Annotated in this window: 17 protein-coding genes and 4 pseudogenes; 10 read left to right on the plus strand and 11 right to left on the minus strand. The window is 49.9% G+C overall.

The features are described from left to right. Positions 1-121: 121 nt before the first annotated feature. The 8 genes from dsbC to GW590_RS00895 all read right to left on the minus strand — a co-directional run bounded on the left by dsbC (position 122) and on the right by GW590_RS00895 (position 8,363). Complete coding sequence (dsbC, locus tag GW590_RS00860; RefSeq protein WP_169401630.1) at positions 122-853, minus strand: bifunctional protein-disulfide isomerase/oxidoreductase DsbC; 732 nt, start codon at positions 851-853, stop codon at positions 122-124. 25 nt (positions 854-878) lie between these two features. After that, on the minus strand, positions 879-1,760 hold the full coding sequence (xerD, locus tag GW590_RS00865; protein WP_169401631.1) for a site-specific tyrosine recombinase XerD: 882 nt from the start codon (positions 1,758-1,760) through the stop codon (positions 879-881). A gap of 675 nt (positions 1,761-2,435) precedes the next feature. Continuing rightward, complete coding sequence (locus GW590_RS24150; protein ID WP_211186576.1) at positions 2,436-2,630, minus strand: VOC family protein; 195 nt, start codon at positions 2,628-2,630, stop codon at positions 2,436-2,438. A 53-nt stretch (positions 2,631-2,683) separates the two neighbouring features. Then, on the minus strand, positions 2,684-4,012 hold the full coding sequence (locus tag GW590_RS00875; RefSeq protein WP_169401144.1) for a cytochrome c: 1,329 nt from the start codon (positions 4,010-4,012) through the stop codon (positions 2,684-2,686). 3 nt (positions 4,013-4,015) lie between these two features. Continuing rightward, positions 4,016-5,785, minus strand: coding sequence for a GMC family oxidoreductase (locus tag GW590_RS00880; protein WP_169401145.1), 1,770 nt, complete (start codon positions 5,783-5,785; stop codon positions 4,016-4,018). Positions 5,786-5,800: 15 nt separating this feature from the next. Continuing rightward, positions 5,801-6,529 carry a gluconate 2-dehydrogenase subunit 3 family protein gene (locus GW590_RS00885; RefSeq protein ID WP_169401146.1) on the minus strand — a complete coding sequence of 243 codons (729 nt, stop codon included), beginning with the start codon at positions 6,527-6,529 and terminating at the stop codon, positions 5,801-5,803. Between the two features lie 288 nt (positions 6,530-6,817). After that, a complete protein-coding gene (locus GW590_RS00890; protein WP_169401147.1) occupies positions 6,818-7,840 on the minus strand; it encodes a LacI family DNA-binding transcriptional regulator in 1,023 nt (340 codons plus the stop codon). A gap of 346 nt (positions 7,841-8,186) precedes the next feature. After that, the gene (locus GW590_RS00895) at positions 8,187-8,363 is read right to left on the minus strand and encodes a helix-turn-helix domain-containing protein (RefSeq protein WP_408014896.1); all 177 of its coding nucleotides are present in this window, start codon (positions 8,361-8,363) and stop codon (positions 8,187-8,189) included. Positions 8,364-8,378: 15 nt separating this feature from the next. Between GW590_RS00895 and GW590_RS00900 the strand changes: the two are divergent. From GW590_RS00900 to GW590_RS00920, 4 genes and pseudogenes are all read left to right on the plus strand, one after another. Then, positions 8,379-9,106, plus strand: a pseudogene (locus tag GW590_RS00900) (MFS transporter); the annotation flags it as partial. A gap of 224 nt (positions 9,107-9,330) precedes the next feature. Beyond that, entirely contained in the window at positions 9,331-9,531 is a 201-nt protein-coding gene (locus GW590_RS00905; protein WP_169401148.1) for a hypothetical protein, read from the plus strand. Between the two features lie 2,131 nt (positions 9,532-11,662). Then, positions 11,663-13,101, plus strand: a pseudogene (locus GW590_RS00915) (IS1182 family transposase). 238 nt (positions 13,102-13,339) lie between these two features. Beyond that, positions 13,340-13,947: pseudogene (locus tag GW590_RS00920) on the plus strand (tyrosine-type recombinase/integrase). Positions 13,948-14,041: 94 nt separating this feature from the next. Here GW590_RS00920 and GW590_RS00925 read toward each other — a convergent pair. Then, positions 14,042-14,515 (minus strand): GNAT family N-acetyltransferase, encoded by a 474-nt coding sequence (locus GW590_RS00925; protein ID WP_211186577.1) that lies wholly within the window; start codon positions 14,513-14,515, stop codon positions 14,042-14,044. Between the two features lie 251 nt (positions 14,516-14,766). Here GW590_RS00925 and GW590_RS00930 point away from each other — a divergent pair, with 251 nt between their 5' ends. The 3 genes from GW590_RS00930 (at position 14,767) to GW590_RS00940 (ending at position 16,841) form a co-directional block, all read left to right on the plus strand. Continuing rightward, positions 14,767-15,432, plus strand: coding sequence for an SDR family NAD(P)-dependent oxidoreductase (locus GW590_RS00930; protein ID WP_328803035.1), 666 nt, complete (start codon positions 14,767-14,769; stop codon positions 15,430-15,432). A gap of 201 nt (positions 15,433-15,633) precedes the next feature. After that, positions 15,634-16,272 (plus strand): dTMP kinase, encoded by a 639-nt coding sequence (locus GW590_RS00935; protein WP_169401632.1) that lies wholly within the window; start codon positions 15,634-15,636, stop codon positions 16,270-16,272. An 86-nt stretch (positions 16,273-16,358) separates the two neighbouring features. Beyond that, a complete protein-coding gene (locus GW590_RS00940) occupies positions 16,359-16,841 on the plus strand; it encodes a glutathione peroxidase (RefSeq protein WP_169401151.1) in 483 nt (160 codons plus the stop codon). Between the two features lie 206 nt (positions 16,842-17,047). On the opposite strand, the gene GW590_RS00945 is transcribed toward GW590_RS00940, so the two are convergent. Both GW590_RS00945 and GW590_RS00950 read right to left on the minus strand, forming a co-directional pair. Next, complete coding sequence (locus GW590_RS00945; protein ID WP_211186578.1) at positions 17,048-17,251, minus strand: hypothetical protein; 204 nt, start codon at positions 17,249-17,251, stop codon at positions 17,048-17,050. Positions 17,252-17,313: 62 nt separating this feature from the next. Continuing rightward, the gene (locus GW590_RS00950; RefSeq protein WP_408014903.1) at positions 17,314-17,571 is read right to left on the minus strand and encodes a glutathione binding-like protein; all 258 of its coding nucleotides are present in this window, start codon (positions 17,569-17,571) and stop codon (positions 17,314-17,316) included. Positions 17,572-17,585: 14 nt separating this feature from the next. Between GW590_RS00950 and GW590_RS24495 the strand changes: the two are divergent. The 3 genes and pseudogenes from GW590_RS24495 to GW590_RS00960 form a co-directional block, all read left to right on the plus strand. Next, a pseudogene (locus tag GW590_RS24495) lies at positions 17,586-17,690 on the plus strand (LysR family transcriptional regulator); the annotation flags it as partial. 39 nt (positions 17,691-17,729) lie between these two features. After that, positions 17,730-18,395 carry a substrate binding domain-containing protein gene (locus GW590_RS00955; RefSeq protein WP_328803036.1) on the plus strand — a complete coding sequence of 222 codons (666 nt, stop codon included), beginning with the start codon at positions 17,730-17,732 and terminating at the stop codon, positions 18,393-18,395. A gap of 123 nt (positions 18,396-18,518) precedes the next feature. Next, on the plus strand, positions 18,519-19,286 hold the full coding sequence (locus GW590_RS00960) for an enoyl-CoA hydratase/isomerase family protein (RefSeq protein WP_169401153.1): 768 nt from the start codon (positions 18,519-18,521) through the stop codon (positions 19,284-19,286). The last annotated feature ends 41 nt before the right edge of the window (positions 19,287-19,327 follow it).

Genomic DNA, 19,327 nt, shown 5'->3' on the forward strand with positions numbered 1-19,327 from the left:
CAACCACCCGTTAGTTTTTACCCGCTGGTGTGCAGAATGCCGAAGCCGGTCGCCCTGGCGTATCCTGAAAACTAGCGGGTTGCGAGACGGCCCGTTTTTTGGCGGACCGTCGAAGTCTATTTTAAGGTTTGGCCGCACCGCTGGCAGGCAGTTGGGCATCAAGCATGGCGGCCATATCCTTCGGCGGCTGATAGCCGGAAACCAGCGTCCCGTCTTCGAGCACCACCGCCGGTGTGCCGGTTACGCCAAACTGTTGTCCCAGCATAAAATGCGCGGCAATATCGGTTTTACACATGGCCGGGGATTTTACCGCAGCAATATCATCACCGCGCATTGCCGCATCCAGCGCTTTTTTACGATCGGCGCTGCACCAGATAGACTGCATGTCTTTTTCTGGCTGCGAGTCCAGCCCGGCGCGCGGGAAAGCCAGATAACGCACGGTAATACCGAGGTCGTTATACTCTTTGATCTGCTGATGCAGTTTATGGCAGTAGCCGCAGGTGATATCGGTAAACACCGTCACCACATGCTTCTCTTTCGCCGCTTTGTAAATAATCATCTCATTTTGCAGGGCATTGAGTTTCGCCAGCAAGGGCTGATTGCTGAGGTTGACCGGCTTGTCGCCGCTGACATCGAACATTGGGCCCTGCAACACATATTTGCCATCGTCACTGACATACAGCACACCGTGCGGCGTAAGCACCGACTTTAAACCGGCGATTGGCGCAGCCTGTATTTCCGGGTTACTCAGGCCGATTTTTTTGAGCGTGCTACGCAGCGCGGCATCATCGGCATGGGCCAGGTTAGACAGGCCGAACGTCATCAGGGCAATGGCGACTATGTTTTTCTTCATCATGACTTCCTTTGTTACCCTCGGTTCAGGCACGAGGGTGATGTTGTTGATGTAGCTGCTTTAATCGCTCCGTTGCTACATGCGTATAAATTTGGGTAGTGGACAGATCGCTGTGACCTAAAAGCATCTGTACGACACGTAGATCTGCGCCATGGTTCAGCAGATGGGTGGCAAAAGCGTGGCGTAAAACGTGTGGCGACAGCCTGTTGGCATCAATGCCGGCAAGGATCGCATAATGTTTAATGCGATGCCAGAACGTCTGGCGCGTCATCTGCTGACTGCGATTGCTGGGAAAAACAATATCCAGCGACTGACCGTTAAGCAGCCAGGGCCGACCGTGCTCGAGATAGTTCTCCAGCCAGTAAACCGCTTCTTCGCCCAGCGGTACCAGGCGCTCTTTATCACCTTTACCAATTACCCGCACCACTCCCTGCCGCAGGCTTATATCGCTTAACGTCAGCCCCACCAGCTCGGAAACACGCAGGCCGGTGGCATACAACAGCTCAAGCATCGCTTTATCGCGTAACTCGAGAGGAATGTCGGTGCTGGGTGCCGCCAACAGCGACTCCACCTGCGCCTCGCTAAGGTCTTTCGGCAGACGCTGGGGTAATTTGGGTGATGAAAGTAAAGCGGTAGGATCGTCTTCACGCAGCGATTCACGGTTCATATACTGAAACAACCGGCGCATGGCGCTAAGCAGGCGGGCAGAACTGGTGGCCTTGTAACCCCCTTCTACCCGTTCCGCCAGAAAGGATTGCAGGTCAATGGCCTGTACCCGCATAAGATCTGTCTGGTGATGGTCAAGCCACGCCAGCAAAGATTTCAGGTCCATACGATAAGAAGCCAGCGTATTTTCGGCGAGGTTTCTTTCCAGCCACATGGCATCAAGAAACTGTTCCACCAACATCTGTCCATCGTCTGGTTTAGGCACATTGACTCCTTTAGCCTGTCTACAGGCTTTGACTATCGGTAACGGCAACCCCCTGGCATTATGCCTTAAGCGGGTACAATCCTGGTACATTCATTGGCTTCTGGCCGGGTCATTGTAGCGGCAGCTTTATGTACGGCGGGTATATCAGGTTACGGCAATAAGCGTGAAGATTGGTCTATTTCATGGGGGTTTAAAAAAGTATTTATAAAGTCGAAGAGTAGCCCGCACAAAGAAATTGAAGGGGAAGTTCTTACATGCCACGCAATGTCTACCCAGTTACAAACAGTTATTTTGTACAAGTGCGAACGCGCAAGTAATTTCAACATACACAAATTTCAGTTTTAAAAAATGCCAGCCCATCACCCGCAGACCGCGCCACGCCTGGCTTAACCTTATTTTTTAGGCAAGACAGCTTGATCGTCCGAATTCACAGCCAAAATCCGGCTCAGAGTTTGATGATATCGTTACATGCTATAAATTATAGCGCTGACTATTTAGAGCCTTATACCTCGAAGAGAATTTATGACAAGGCGCTGATATTACCGATAGTGCGACTGGAAGGATTTGTACTTCACTTTAGCAGCCCTAAAGTTTGGCGTTAATGTCCGCTCTGTGCCAGGAGCGGATATGGCCAACACCACGGTTTGTTAATCAACTGGGAGTAGGTAAGTCTGATATGGTCCAGGAAAACAGACCCGGCAGCGACTTGGGGATTAATCGAATCTGCTTTGCCGGGGGCACGATGCGGTACAACACGGTGGCATCCAGCGTATCAATGAAAAATTGTTCTGCTTCCGTCAGGCTTGAGACGGTCACACCAATATGTTCAATTCCTCTGATAATCATGATGTTCTCCTGATTAATCAGGAGCAAGCATCACGCCGCCCCTGATATGTTCATTACTTCGACGTTGTACTGAGTTTATCCGCCGCGCCGGTCAGTTTTCGCATATGGCTGACCTGATCTGCCGTCACCTCACTTCCCTGATTTCCCCAGCTATTACGCACATAAGTGAGGATTTCAGCTATCTGCCGGTCATTCATTTTCCACGCAAATGACGGCATTCCGGCCGCAGTCTGGCGTTCTTCGGTATGCGGCGCGCGGGCACCATTCAGCATGGCGTTGATCATGTTGGTCGGATCGTTTTGCATGGCGTTGTTACCCGCAAAAGCAGGCACCATGCCGGTGATGCCTTCGCCTTTCACGCCGTGACAGGCCGAGCAGTTCACTTCATACGTCAGCGCGCCATGTTCTTTGCTGGCGGCGTCCATGGTAAATGCCTGCGGTGCCGGTTTGCTGGAGGACGGCAGCATTTTGAGATACGCCGCGACGGCCTGTGCATCTCTGTCGCTGAAGTACTGCGTGGAATGCTCGACCGCTTCAGCCATCGGACCTGCCGCAACACTTTTTCCGTCGGAGCCGGTTTTCAGGTATTGCGCAATGTCGTCGCTGCTCCAGTCACCTATGCCGGTATGTGGATCCTGCGAGATATCCGGCGCATACCACGCACCGAGGCTACCGCCCTGTAAATAACCGCCGCTGACTTCACCACCCAGCACGTTACGTGCGGTATGGCAGACGCTGCAGTGCGCCGGGCCATCGACGATGTATTTGCCTCGGTTAATCATGTCCATATTGGCGTTTGCGGCGTTTTTGGCCGTGTCTGGTGTGAAACCGCTGTTATCGAAGAACAGGAAATTCCAGCCGAGCATGGCAAAACGGATGTTATAAGGGAACGACATGCCGCCGTTTTCATCCACCTTATGTTTCACCGGTTTCATCGTGGACATGTACGCCCAGAGATCGTGCATATCGGCATCGCTCATCTTCGCATAGGCAGTGTAAGGCATTGCCGGATAGAGGAAGCCGTGGTCGCCGCGCCCCTGACGAACAGCGTTGAAGAAGTCGCGCTCAGTCATGTTACCGATACCGGTTTCGCGATCTGGCGTAATGTTCGACGTCTGCAACTCGCCGAAAGGCGTACTGATTTTGTACCCGCCCGCAAAGCTCGATTCATGGCAGGCCGCGCAGTCACCGAGACGCATGGCGTATTCGCCGCGTTTAATCGCTGCGCTGTCGGTGCTGTGGAAATCCGCCAGCCGGGTCGTGTCATCCGCGACCTGAGATCGTGAGCTGTCCATGACTTCCCACAGATGACCAAAGGCGACGATCCCAGCGACAACGGCCAGCGCCGCCACGCTGTAAGCAATTTTCTTTTTTGTACTCATGATTTATGCCTTCACCAGAGGAGCCGGATTTTTGATGTAAGTCTGGTGGATCGCCTGAGCGGCACGAATTGCCAATGCGCCAACGGTGATCGTCGGGTTGTAACCGCCATTGTTAGGGAAGGCGGAAGCGCCGACCACAAAGACGTTATGCACATCCCAGCTTTGCAGATAGGTATTCAACGCTGACGTGGTCGGATCCGCGCCCATCACTGCGCCACCGATAGTGTGCGAGCTGTCCTGCTGATACGGGTTCCAGCTTTTATCGGTCTGGTTTTCGGAAGTGACATATTTACCCCCGGTTTCCAGCATGATTTTTTTAGCATGATCAATGATATATCTCGACATGTTGACGTCGTTTTTATTCCAGTCGAAGGTGAGGCGTAACAACGGTTGTCCGTGACGGTCTTTATAAACCGGATCCAGATCGAGATAGGCTTCACGTACCGGCATTGAGGTGCCCTGACAGAAAATGGTGGCTGCGGTCTGGTAATCGCGCGCGTATCCGGCTTTCCACTCACTGCCCCAGCGTTTCGTGCCCGGACGCAACGCATCCATATGCTGGATAGGACGGCCATCGGTGGAGAATCCCATGATCCCGGCACCGCCGATGAAATCGAGATTGCTGTGATCAAAGTTATCGCCGTTGAAGTCGTCAATCTGCACCGCCAGCGCGCCGCCGCCGATAAACGGGTTCATCCGTTCGCCGTCAAAGAAGCCCGTGACGGTCGCGCAGGTCTGATAGCTATAGTTGCGTCCGACCGTGCCGTGGCCTGTTTTCGGGTCGTATGGTTCACCGATTTTCGAGAGCAGCATCATGCGCACGTTATCCATCTGGTAAGCGGTGATGCACACCACGTCCGCAGGCTGGAAACCTTCAACGCCTTCTTTGGTGATGAAACGTACGCCTTTAGCGGTCTTGCCATCGTCGTGTTTGACCACCTGTAAAACTTCGGTATCGGTCAGAACGGAAAAGTTCGGGCGCCGCATCAGTGCGGGCAAAATACAGGCCTGCGGCGAAGATTTGGAGAAGTTGCCACAACCGTGGAAATCACAGAAACCACAATAGGTGCAAGGCCCCATGGTGACGCCAAGCGGATTGACGTACGCCTGCGAGATATTACCGGCCGGGATAGTGAACGGGTGATAGCCCATTTTTTCCGTGGTCTCGCGGTATTTACGCATCCAGTGCGTGTCTTTTAACGGCGGCGTCGGGTAATCGCGCGAACGCGGTCCTTCGAAAATATTGCCGCCTTTCTGCGGCTGACCGTTTAGGTTTCCGGCGATACCGGAAGTACCCGCGATGCGCTCAAAACGATCGTAATACGGCTGCATTTCGTCGTAAGTAATGCCCCAGTCTTGCACCTGTAAGCCTTTGAGCTTCTCTGCGCCGTAGCGTTCACGCGTCTGGCTCGCTGCCTGGAAATCCCATGGCAGGAAGCGCCATGACATTCCGGCCCAGTGCGTACCGGCCCCGCCGACATTCCAGCCATACTGAAAGGCAGACCAGTTACGCACCGGTGCGGCGTCCTGACTACTGTTGTTACGGAAAGTGGTGGTTTCCACACTCATCGGCTGCAGGATCTGACGACGGGTGTGCCAGCGCAATTCATCCGGATCGACTGCCACCGGGAAATCCGTGGACGTATCGCGCCATGCACCGCGTTCAATGGCAACAACGTTCAGTCCGGCGCGGGTCAGTTCTTCTGCCATGACGGAACCCGCCCAGCCTAATCCGACGATCACCACGTCGGTTTTATTTCTTATTTCTGACATCTTGTTGCTCCGCAATTAATCGTTCGGGATCAGGCTGACGGGAATTAATTTTAAATCTTCACCGCGACGGTCAATATATTGACGGTAGTCATAACGGGCGCCAGGGAAGCCAATCATTTTCCAGCCGGCCATGGTTTTATTTCCGCCATAGAGCGGGTCGGATAAATAACCTTCACGAACGTTTTGCAGCATTAATTCAAAAAATGCCTGACTATTGACATCCGCACCGAGATTAATTTTCCCGGCTTCCATATCAGTCAGAAATGCGTCGATCTGATCAGCATTTAGGCTAAAAAAGGAGGCGTGGTGGTGAGTCTGCGACCAGGCTTCGAGGGCTTTCAGTCCGGTCATATAGCGCTCACGCGGAGAGGAAAGAAATTGCGGGCTGCCCATCAGTTTCTCTTCATTCTCCGGACGCAGCGGGCCGACCAGATACAGCGCGGATCCTGCACCGTAGTCGCCTGCGAGCTGGCTGTCGATGAATTCTATGCAGCCTTCTTCACTGGCGGAAGGACCGTGATCGTCGGCGGGGATCAGCCGGTCAAAAATAGCCGCCAGATTTTTGCGGTCGGTCTCGTTGGTTAATACCTGATAGCCGCCTTGCAGGGCAGGGACGGGCAACACATCTTTTGTCAGCTGTGTTTCCAGCGGGACATTGTGCATTTCTTTCGCACTCAGTTTGGGTACCACGGTTAGGGTGGCGACCAGTGAACTCAGTGAAAAGAGCGCTTCTCTTCGGTTCATGAATATATCCTTCAATAGCACGACATTTTATTAACTGTTTTATAACCGCTTATTTCAGGCAAGCGGATCCCTGCGGAGCGGCAACAGAAAACCGATCCTGTTAAAAAACATGATTAAGCTAATGATTTATCACCAGAGGATAAATATTAAGGAAGGAAACCCTGAGAGGTGTTTCCCCGGTATTTTATTTTAAGAATGAATAAATAGTTCAAATGCACAATTATGTTTTATTGTTATCACTGTTCCGGTCAGATTTTAGTATCCTGATCCGAAACAGCGTTCGTTCTGTTACTTCTTCAGGTGTGACTGCCTGATAATCAGTTCCCCATGACGCCAGTCGCCATCGGGATCCGGATTATCATCAATCAGCCGGTTCAGCGCTTCGGCGATCAGTTTTTCCCTTGGCTGACGGTACGATGTCAGCTGCCAGACCGGTGAACTGGCCTCGTCAATATCGTCAAAGCCGATGACGCCCATACTGTGCCGCTGATCCCGCGCAATCAGCGCTTCGAGCACGCCAATGGCCAGAATATCGTTCTCACAAAACATCGCGTCAATACGCTCTCCGCGGGGCGTTGCCTGCCAGTACCCGGTGATCTGTTGATACGCTGCGTTGCGATCATAATGCCCGGCGACCATCATGACATTCATCGTCGCGCCTTTTGCCTCCAGCCCGTCACGAAACCCTTCCATACGCAGCAGGTGGTTAGAGCCGACATCCGGTCCTTTCATGTAGCCAAACCGCTGATAACCCTGCGCGAGAAACAGCTCTGCGATCTCGCGACCGGCTTGATAACCATCAATATTCACAATATCGACACCGCGCTGCTCCTCACTGTTACGACAAACCTGCACTAACGGGATGTGATGCATGGCGTGAGCGACATCGTAAAGCTGGGTGGTCAGCACGTTACCTAAAAACAAAATGCCATCAACCTGAAGCTGATCGGCCATCGTAATCACGGCCTGATAATTTTCGCCCTCGGTGATGTTGAGCAGCAACGTCATATAACCGCGAGTTTGTAATGCTTTTGTTACCGTATCGAGAACCATCATCGAATGCGGGTTTTTCAGCTCATCAATGGCAACGCCAATGATGTGTGTGCTTTTCTTGGTCAGACTGCGTGCCAGCAGGTTAGGGCGATAACCGAGCATTTCCGCGGCCGCCAGCACTTTTTTTTGCGCTTTGTCGGAGACTGATGCGCCGGGAGTAAACGCCCGCGACACCGTCCATTTCGACACGCCCGCCAGTTCGGCGACATCGCTGGCCGTGGCTTTCGAAGGTTTTGGCGCTTTGGTTTCTTTCGTCATTAGCCTGATTTTAGTGTCAGAGATACAGATCTGATATTGAACGTTAAACACCGACGAAAAGAAACTCCTCTCATTGCATATTCCCGCAGTTAAGTACGATAAAAAAAGTCCATACAAAAGCAATGTTGTGATTATGTTAATTTTTGCACCCGAGTGCAAACGGTTTTTGCACTCGGGTGCAAAAATTATAATAACGACTAAGAAATAGAGCAGTTGATGAGAAGCCGGTCAGAAGCGGAAATTAAGGAAATTGCGATTCGTTGAGTGGTGACAAGCCGTTTCCGCTCCGTTTTTAATGTTGAGTGCGGCCTCCTACAGCGACTCCCGCAAATGATAAAGATAACATTCACTCATTGACTGTATTAACGCCTATCGCGGGTCGCTGACGCATAGCGCCTAGCGGATATCCATTGATGCGCTTAAAAGCTCTGCTAAACGCTGCCTGTGAGGCATAGCCGAGGCGAAGAGCAACGGTGTCAATTGAGATTTTATCGTGGATAATCCAGTGACTTGCGATGCGCATTCGCACCTCCCTTGCATAGCGCTGGGAGGATTCTGGAGTATGGTTGCTGCCGTCGCTATGCGGCTGGTCCCTGCTAAAAGTGTCCCGCGTGCTCTTTCCATTATTTTTAGCGGTATTGCTGTCAGTACCGTAGTTTCGATCCCTCTGGGGAGCTATTTAGGTGGGCTTTATGGCTGGTGTAGTGCGTTTCTCGCTGCAAGTTTAGTCGGCATGCTGACACTGCTCTTCCAGCTATTTACCCTTCCTGGTATGGCTCTGCGTAAAATGATGATAACGGCATCTGTCATGGATTTACTCCGCCGCCCCGGTATTGCGATGGGAATGACGGGATGTGTGATTGCCCATACTGGCCAGTATGCACTGTTTACCTATATTCGTCCGGCTCTTGAAAATATTGCCCAACTTGATGTGGATCGTTTGTCTTTAATACTACTCGGATTTGGCATCGCTAATTTTATCGGTAAGCTGATTGCTGGATGGCTAATGGAGAGAAGCCTACGTCTTATCCTGATACTAATGCCAACGCTTGTCGGTTTAGCGGCATTAAGCATGATTTTGCTGCCACTAGAGGAAAAAGGATTGATGTTGTTCATCGCGTTGTAGAGGATGGCATTTGGGGGCGTACCCGTTGCTGGTCAAACTGGGTAGCGCGTTCCGTTCCCGATCAGGCTAAAACCGCTGGTTGCATAATGCTTTTTGCCACGCTCATTATTGGACTAAAGGTGAGGGTCGCGCTGACCTGAAAAAAAGTCGCGATATTTCCTACGTTTTTCCGCTCAATTTGTTACAGACCCTCAGCGCCACGCCCCCCCTTCCGCTCAGTGCCAGATATAGTCATTCGAACCTTGAGGGTTACACTTTTAAGTGATTCAGGGTATGCGCTTACTGGTTACGAATATTGTTTTATAAGGCTGAACTTCTTAGGCATGTACATGCCAGAGCATAGTTAGATAATTTGAGGTGAGTAATGGACGCCGTATCAGTTGACGAAAAAAAGACTGAATTATCTATAGATAACAATGAGTTGTTAATTCTCTATTCAGCGTTGAATGAAGTTTGCAATGGTATTTCTGTACCTGAATTTGAAACTAGAATCGGGGCGTCAAAAGAAGCCGCCTTTACGTTGTTAAATGATTTAGGGCGAATTTTAGATAAAGTCAGACTCTAGACAACTACTTCGTCAGCATGGGAATGAATGCCATCATTCCGCTCTTCGCTCATAGCGGACCTGACAGCCAACTGGACAGGCCGCTCTGTGCCAGATTTGGACCTTGCGCGGCAGGCAAGGGTTTGACGCACAAACGGTTTATCAGGACGACCACCTTTAAACCCGACTTCTACCAGCGTGTCAGGTGGGGGAAACTGGAACATCCCGGATTAGCGCCTGCGTCAAGCAGTTGTAAATCAACGGCACAATACGGCCAGAACAAATAGGTAATGAAACTGTTCCACCAGCATCTGTCCATCGTCTGGTTTAGGCACCTTGACGCCTTTATCCTGTCTACAGGTTTTGACTCTTGGTGTCGGTAACAGCCTGCCATTTTGCCTTAATTAGGCTCAATTCTGGTACACTCAACGGCATTCATTGGCTTCTACCCGGGTCATTGTAGCGGCAGCTTCATGTACGGCGGGTAGATCAGGTTACGGCAATAAGCATGAAAATTGGTCTATTTCATGGGGGTTTAAAAAAGTACCTATAAATCAATTAATTACCCACTAATGATTAGGCGATAAAGTGGCGACAGATATATCCTTAACCAGTCTGATGAAGGGTCACTATAATTAGGTCAACCACCTACATTCTATCAGCACTTAGCCTTGCGATGGTATCTCTGCCTGCGACTGCGACAAACATTGGAAAATGACTAATGATGAAATTTTCAACAGTTTTATAAAGTCGAAGAGTAGCCCACACAAAGAAAATTGAAGGGGAAGTTCTTACATGCCACGCAATGTCTACCAAGTTACAAATAGTTACTTTGTACAAGTGCGAACCGCGCAAGTAATTTCAACATACACAAATTTCAGTTTTAAAAAATGCCAGCCCATCACCCGCAGACCCCGCCACGCCTGGCCTAACCTTATTTTTTAGGCAAGACAGCTTGATCGTCCGAATTCACAGCCAAAATCCGGCTCAGAGTTTGATGATATCGTTACATGCTATAAATTATAGCGCTGACTATTTAGAGCCTTATACCTCGAAGAGAATTTATGACAAGGCGCTGATATTACCGATAGTGCGACTGGAAGGATTTGTACTTCACTTTAGCAGCCCTAAAGTTTGGCGTTAATGTCCGCTCTGTGCCAAAAGCGGAAGTCACGAACAGTAAAGTGCGTTAATCAAAGGGGCGCAGGTCAGTGAGATGGGTTGGCAAACCGGTCAGCGAATTCACCCACGAAGCATCTGAGCTGCTAGTCTAAGATATTTCATGTAAAAGCCCAGCGCTCGCCCACTGTAAAACCCAACACTCAGACCGGATGCAATCGCCAAGATTGTTAGTTGCATAAGAGATAGACTATGAGGATTAGCCATCGCCTCGGAGTATCCTAGATAATAACGCACCGCAAAATATAACAAAAAAACAATCAATACAGAAATTGTACTAGGTATGTTAATTGTATTAACTTTAGTTCCCAGACTTACAGCCGCTTTTTGAGTAAATTTGAATATTATGAGTGCGCTTATTATAAAGGACGACAACCAATATACTGACATAGTTAATGGTAGCGGATGGTGCCATATCGACCATAAAGAAAGGCTCAGGAAGATACAAGGTAACAAAATAAAGCTATGAATATCAACGTCCCTACGGCGGCGGGCTTTAAAACAGTAATATAGCGTGACAAAGAAAACGACAAATACCCAAGTAGGGGTATTCTCCAACGTTATCAACATAATAGGTCCATTTTAAGATTAAATACAGGGCTAAGGGAAATAGTATTCTCCAAAATTAAATAAATACAAGGTCATTTGAATGAATTTGGCTATAAAATGAATTTGGCTATAAGTAGATAAAACGGTCATCAAGGCTTGAAACCGTCATTCGTGCCTTCCCTGGTATTCTGCAACAATTCGATCCCCAGTCATTCATTATGACCTGCTCCCCATTGCTCAAGACGCCTCGATGTAAGTATACATTCCGAACTTCCGCTGTTCGCTCAGGCTGTGTGAAAACACCTGATCACTTTTTGGTCTAAGCGATGGCTGCATATGATCAACCATTCTTTATAAACCCATGCAACATACTTACTTTTCTATTAAAATTATAAACATACAAGTAAATACTGTGGGTACCGACATGGCCAATCACATTCAAGGACATGGCAGGCATCAGGTGACATTGCTCCCTGATGCACTGGATGATTTTGTCACTGAAGATAACCCCGTCAGAGTGGTTGATATATTTGTAGATGGGTTACAGCTTGATTTGATTCTCTTGGTTTCAGAAGAATTGATGCAAAACGAACCGGACGGCACGGATATCACCCTGCCACCCTACTGAAGCTGTACATTTACGGATATCAAAACCGAATTCAGTCCTCCCACAGACTGGAAAAAGAGGCCCATCGGAACGTTGAACTGATGTGGTTACTTGAACGATTAACGCCTGACTTTAAAACCATTGCAGATTTCAGAAAAGATAACGGTGAAGGTATCAGGAATGCCTGTCGGGCCTTTATTGGCCTGTGCCGGCAAATGCAAATGTTCACTGATGTCGTTGTTGCCATTGACGGCAGCAAATTCAAAGCAGTAAACAGCAAACCCAACAACTTCACATCCCAGAAAGCCAAAGACCATATTGAGCGCGTTGAGCAAAGTATTACTTTTTATTTAAACAAGCTGGATGAAGCCGACAAGAATACTGAGCCCGATGCAAACACAAAGTTAACAGCCACTAAACTGGCCTGGCTAAAAAAGCGTTTACGTGAGCTTCAGGAGATCCAACAAGCAATCGCACAACAGCCAGATAAACAACTCTCTTTAACCGACCCTGACTCCCGGTTGATGAAAACAAATAATATGAACCGGCAAGTTTGCTACAACGTTCAGACAGCTGTGGATACGAAGAACCATTTGATTGTTGCGCATGAAGTCACCAACACAACAGATAATGGGCAACTTGGTTCAGTAGCAACACTGGCTCAGAAAGCTGTTGGCCGGAAGGACATAACAGTACTTGCCGACAAAGGGTATTACAGTCGCAGCGATATTAAAACAGTTCTGGATAGCGGAGCCGTGGCGTTGGTGCCAAAGGGAGATACCTCTGGTGCTGAACGTAAGGGGCTCTATAACCGCTCAATGTTCAGATATAACAGGGAAAAAGATGTTTATGTATGCCCAATGGGCAATGAGCTTCAGAATCGATTTACCTCAATAGAGGACGGACTGGAGCAACAGTTGTACTTTAACAATATTGCCTGTCGCGATTGCAGCCAGCGTTCCAGGTGCACGACATCAAAACGCGATCCAAGACGTATACGGCGCTGGGTTCATGAAGCTGAAATGGAAGAAATGCATGCCCGGCTTGAGGCATTTCCTCAAGCGGTAGTCATGCGAAAGCAAACGGTAGAACATCCGTTTGGGACAATTAAAATGTTGATGGGTGCAACACACTTCCTGATGCGGAAATTTAAAAATGTCAGTACAGAAATCAGCCTTCATATATTGGCTTATAACCTGAAAAGGATGCTATCAATATGGGGTACTGAAGGATTGATAATTCAACTGCAGGAATAATACGGCTAACGGTTCCAGCCATTTTACCCTCCAGTAACAACAAATATCAGGTTCTTCCCCGCTTTAAAAACTCCTGAGTCACCCGAAAAAAACACAGATTACTTCGTCAACTTAAACGACTTTATTAAAACACAGATGAGAAATATTGTTTGGTTACTTGAAGCTATGAGTTTTCACACAGCCTGCGCTCTTGAAGGACAACCATACTCAAATCTCCCACATTGCAGGAGATTTGAGCATGAACACGTTACCGTGGAACAAAGACCGTATCATCGGCCAAAAAAGACCGCTTCAGATATCTCATATCTGGGGGATCCGAATCAGGCTTGAACTGGAAGGTAAAACGCGCGATCTGGCCCTGTTCAACATGGCTTTGGACAGTAAGCTACGGGGCTGTGATCTGGTTAAACTAAAAGTATCAGATGTTGCATATGGCAGTTCAGTTTCAAGCAGAGCAACGGTGTTGCAACAGAAGACCGGCAACCCCGTCCAGTTTGAGTTAACTAAAGGGACAAGGGAAGCCGTTGCGGCACTGATAAAGCTGGGTAATTTGCACAATAAAGACTATCTGTTCCAATCCCGGGTCGGTTCTTGCTAACACATTTCAACCCGGCAATACAACCGTATTTTTCATGGATGGGTAGCTAAGCTTGGCCTCGAAGATTCGCTGTACACCACAGCACACATTCCATGAGAAGAACAAAACCTTACCTGATATACAAGAAGACCAAGAATCTCAGGGTGATCCAACTTCTGTTGGGTCATAAGAAACTGGAAAGCACAGTCCGTTATCTGGGCATTGAAGTCGATGATGCCTTAGAAATCTCTGAATCGATCGAAGTCTAAGGTTCTCAGGGCTGCAACAGCAGCCCTGTGCAAGAAGCAGCCCTTGCAAAAACAGGCGTAAATAAGTCAACCGGGAGCGGAAGGTGAGTGTTTGTCAGCCCGGTTTATTCCCATGGATATAAATATCAGGCCGGGTAATGGTCCATGCATAGTTTTCGCGATTTACGGGCTCATACCCAAGCTTTTCATAAAGCCAGGGAGCTGTTGTTGTGAACAACATTATTCTGCGAAGCTTTTCAAACACAGGGTGAAGGTGTATGCATTCCATCACCCATCTTCCAAGCCCTTCTCCCTGATATTCTTCAAGCACATAGACATCGCAAAGGTAGGCGAATGTCGCATAGTCCGTTATCAGACGAGCGAAACCTATCTGGATTTCATTATGATAAACGCCAAAGTTAAGGCTGTTTTCTATTGATGCAGAGACAATATCCAGTTCAATACCTTTAGCCCAGGTAGACCTGGTCAGATACCGGTGTATAGCCTGCACATCCAATTTTTCTGTGTCTGTGCTTACCAGGTACATATCCTTTTGCCATTCATGTTTCTCTGAAATGTTCACTTTCATTCCTGCCCGGAAAATTTAGGGAAATCTCACCTTATCATCCGATGGAAAAATTGTACTGCCAGAATCGATCGGGGCAGGGCATCCATTAATGTCACTTCCACATGATTAAACAGATGACGACTACGGTTATCTTTCGTAAGGTAAATGCCGATTCAAAGGTTCAAAGGGGCGTAATGATGGGAAGATTTCACGGTAAACGTGTACTTATCACGGGTGGCACCAGCGGCATTGGGCTGGCAGGTGCGCTGTGAATTGTGAAAGAGGGAGGACAGGTTGCCATCACGGGACTGAGTGATGAACGTCTGGCCCAAACCTGCACGCTGCTGCCGGACACCACGCTGATCCTGAAAAGTGATGCGGCAAGTGAAGCTGATATTGATGCGCTCGCCACCGCAGTCAGCGGCTGGGGGCAGCTCGACGGATTGTGGCTGAATGCGGGTTACGCAGAAATTGGTGCACCGGAATCCGTTACGGCCGACGCCTTTAACCGCATGATGAATGCCAATGTACGCGGGCCGATGTTGCAGCTTGCGTCACTTTCCAACATGTTGAACCCAGGTGCATCCGTGTTGGTCACCGCATCGTCTTCGGTCTATGAAGGTGCGCCCATGAAGAGCTTATATGGTGCAACCAAAGGTGCCGTGGTTGCCATGGTAAAAAGCTGGGCTGCCGCACTTGCCGCGCGCGACATTCGCGCCAATACGCTGGTGCCAGGACCTGTCGAGACGAATTTCAGGCACTTCATGTCCGAAGAGTCACGGCAAAAGTTTGAAGATTTTGTGGTAAGTCAGGTGCCTCTCGGGCGAGCTGGTACCGCTGATGAAGCTGCCGCCGTCGCACTTTTTCTGCTCTCAGATGATGCGTCCTATGTAACCGGAAGCCAGTATGCGGTGGACGGCGGGCTGGTTCACTATTGATGTGAAAAACCAATTTAAATCATTAACTTACTAAATCATCTGATCATCAATTCATTTACCCGTTTTGGGTAGGTGGATCATGCTGACGCGACAGACAGCGGCTGCGAACGACAGGGTGGTCGGCTGTTACTAAGAAGGTTATAAGATGCTTTTGCCACAGTTGAGTGTTAAGCAAACCCTATGTCAAACGTCATTTCAACAATGAGTCGTCCGCTGTTTATATCTCTGGACGGGCCCAAGGGAGTCGGCAAAACCACACTGCTGGAGGCCATGACGAAAGTGCTCAGGGCAGATAACAAGAAGGTGATCCGACTTAGCGAGAAAAAAAGCGATCCTTACAGGGGGGAAACAATGGCCCTCGTGAACAGGCTCGCCAGACATCCCACCCTGGAATTGGAACGGGAAGTTTGTGAGCGCTTTGCTGATAGCCGTGCCTGGATTTCCGAGCATGTGCTGCCAAAACAGCCACCGGACAGCATTATCTTAATGGATCGCTGGTACCCGTCGGAAGCCGCGTTTCGCCGGAAGGTTCCATTTGCAGAGATCTTACAGCTTAATATTGAACGAAACGTGCGAACGCCAGACCTGCATATCGGGGTGGTTACTGCGCCTGACATTTCATGGGCCAGGGCCGCGGCCAGAGCGCGTGGGCTAAGCAGTACTGTCATTCATAAGCTGGAAGTGCATGTCGCTTGTAGCAGGGCGTTCGAGCGAGAAGTTGCAGCTCAGGGCTGGGTGTTATGCCGTAATGAAGGAATCATCGAAGACGCAACGGCGCAGGTTATTTCTGAGATCTACAAAGTGCTTAAATGCCCGGCAGGCATCGGTTTTGCGGGCTGAGCTTCTGTCGCATGTTGCCTGTTATTACAGCAACTTATTCCGTCACTCTCTGTTCGACTTTGCACATCTTCTCTGAGGAGCCCGACATGACCACCTTTCATCAACTCACCGCCACCAGTCTGAGTGGGCAGTTCATTTCTATGGCCGACTATGCGGGTAAGCTGGTTCTGGTGGTGAATACCGCCAGCCATTGTGGCTTCACGCCGCAATACGCAGGCCTTGAATCGCTCTACAAGAAGTTCGCTCCCCAGGGGCTGGTGGTGCTTGGTTTCCCCTGTAACCAGTTCGGTAATCAGGAACCCGGCGGTGCCGACGACATCGCGCAGACTTGCCACATCAATTATGGTGTGAGCTTCCCGATATTCGAAAAAGTGGAGGTCAACGGCCCGGCTACGCACCCGGTGTTTCGTTTCCTAAAAGACGAATTGCCCGGTGTGCTGGGTGGGCGGATCAAGTGGAACTTCACTAAGTTCCTGATCGGGCGCGACGGCAAACCCCTCAGACGTTTTTCACCGATCACTACGCCGGAGAAAATGGAAGCCGTCATTCTTGCTGCACTTGAAACCTAAACGTTCGTGTAATTCGAATCTCCACATTCAGACAGCTTCTGACAAACTGATTATATCCGGATGCGGTAACGACCGCTTTTAGCCCTAAGCTGCCCATTCATATAAGCATGGCTGCGTTGTGCCAGATATAGTCATTCGAACCCTGAGAGTTATACTTTTAAGTGATTCAGGGTATGCGCTTATTGGTTACGAATATTGTGCCAGAATCATGTGGGATGTCCCTGAGAGTCATTAAGCGTGAACAGCGGGGCCTTGTCTCCCGCTTTCAAGGCGCGAGCAGCGGCACCTGACTCAATCAGTTCGTTAGTGGCACGGTGCACTATTTCAATCACCGCCGGAGGAACGTTATAGGGCGGTTTTCCTGCTTCAAAGTCGATCTTAAAGGCGTCAAGCCTGGCTTGGAGTGTCATTTTGGTGTCCTGAATATAAAAACGGTTAACCCTATTTTGCTCACGTTGCGAAACTCAAAGGCTTAACGTGGGGCGAGTGCGTCGACACGTTCAATGGCGTGTTGTACGGCTGGGCGAGCCGCCATTTCATCAAACCAGCGTGCGACATTGGGCGCCTTTTCCAGGCTTACCCCGGCAAACTCCCGGCGCCACAGCCAGCCGAAGTGGGCGATATCGGCAATGGAAAATGCCTCTCCGGCGACAAACTCATGATTGGCAAGAATCTTATCCAGCATTTTTACCGTACGGGCGGCTTCTGACGAAAAACGCTGGATAGCCAGAGGCTGCGGCCAGACAGCTCAACATCGGTCAACCTGCCGTGTCGAAAATCGTGGCTCAGCTCGAAGCCCGCCTGCAAACCAGTTTGTTGACCCGTTCAACTCACGGCCTGACGCCGACCGAGGCAGGCCAACGATTTTACGAAAGGGCACGGGCCGCCCTGCAGGAAGCCGAAGAGACTGATCTTGCGGCCAGAGGCGCAGGAAAAGGGCTTTCCGGAAAATTGCGTATTTCAGCCGCAACAACCTTTGCCCGGTTGCATGTCATACCTCGGCTTCCACGCTTTCTTGAGCAACATCCCGAACTGGATGTGGATGTCATTCTTGACGATCGGGTGATTGACCTGATTGCCGAAGGTATTGACGTTTCGCTGAGGATGGGAAATTTGTCTGACTCTACTGCCGTGGCCCGCAAGTTGGCGACCAGCCCCCGCTCCGTTATCGCCACGCCGGGCTATCTCGCCAAAAAAGGGGAGCCCCGAACCCCGGCCGAGCTGGCAGAACATGAAGCTATCCTTTATAACCCCCAGCCCAGCCTCTGGTCATTCACCCGTGAGGGAGCGGTTATTTCCATAGCAGTAAGCGGCCGCATTCGTGTCAGTGCCGCCGAAGGGCAACGTGCAGCCGTGCTCAGTTATATGGGATTGTGCATTGCTTCCGACTGGATGTTTGCCGAGGAGTTGGAAAGTGGAGCGGTCAGAAAAGTGCTGACGGCGTGGCAACTGCCACCTATCGATCTATGGGCCGTGTTTCCTAATGGTCGCCTGGCTAGCGCCAAGGCACGGCAGTTCGCAGGGTTTGTTGAAACCGTCATGGCGGAAAAGTAGCTTGAGACATTCCATTCTGGAATAGCTGTTATCTAATCACGAGGCGATCCCATATTATTGGGAATGGAATATTGTTGTTTCACGGCCAGCCACTCCGGACTGGTAACAACAAGGATCGCCACCATGTCAACGTTTGAAACTTATCGTAATGCCTTTTCCAATGCCCGCCTGACTCGCAAAGCCAATGGCGTACTCGAAGTCAGATTCCACACCGACGGTGACAAACTGGTTTTTGATGGCCATACCCATGAACAGTTCGTTGCCTTGTTTCACGCAATCGGCGAAGACCGTGAAAACCGCGCGGTGATCCTGACCGGTTCGGGCGATGCCTTTATGGACGCCATCAGCCCAGAAGGATTCGATTTCTTTAGCCCACTTGGTTTCGACAAAATCTTGCGTGAGGGCAGAAAGGTGCTCAGCAACATTCTGGATATCGAAGTTCCGATGATCACCGCACTAAATGGCCCGGTGCTGCTTCACAGCGAATACGCCTTGCTGACCGATATTGTACTAGCTACGCCAGAAACGGTTTTCCAGGATAAACCACATTTCGAATTCGGGATTGTTCCCGGTGATGGTGTACACATTTTGTGGCCAGAGGTCATCGGCTCGATCCGTGGTCGCTACTTCCTGCTTACCCGCCAGGTGCTTGATGCTCAGACTGCGAAAGACTGGGGCGTGGTGAACGAAATTGTCCCCGCAGACAGCCTGCTTTCCCGCGCCCATGAAATTGCCGACGGCATTGCCGCCCTTCCGCCGCTGACCTCGCGTTATACCCGCATTGCGCTGACTCAACGTCTGAAACGCCTGTTGGAAGAGGGCATTGGTTATGGTCTGGCCCTTGAGGGAATAAGCGCAGCACAGGTTGCGCATACCCTGGCTCAACAATAAACCTGTCTAAAAACAATTTAAAAAATTGAACTCACTGATGA

This window comes from Rouxiella aceris (assembly GCF_012933545.1).
GTDB lineage: Bacteria > Pseudomonadota > Gammaproteobacteria > Enterobacterales > Enterobacteriaceae > Rouxiella > Rouxiella aceris.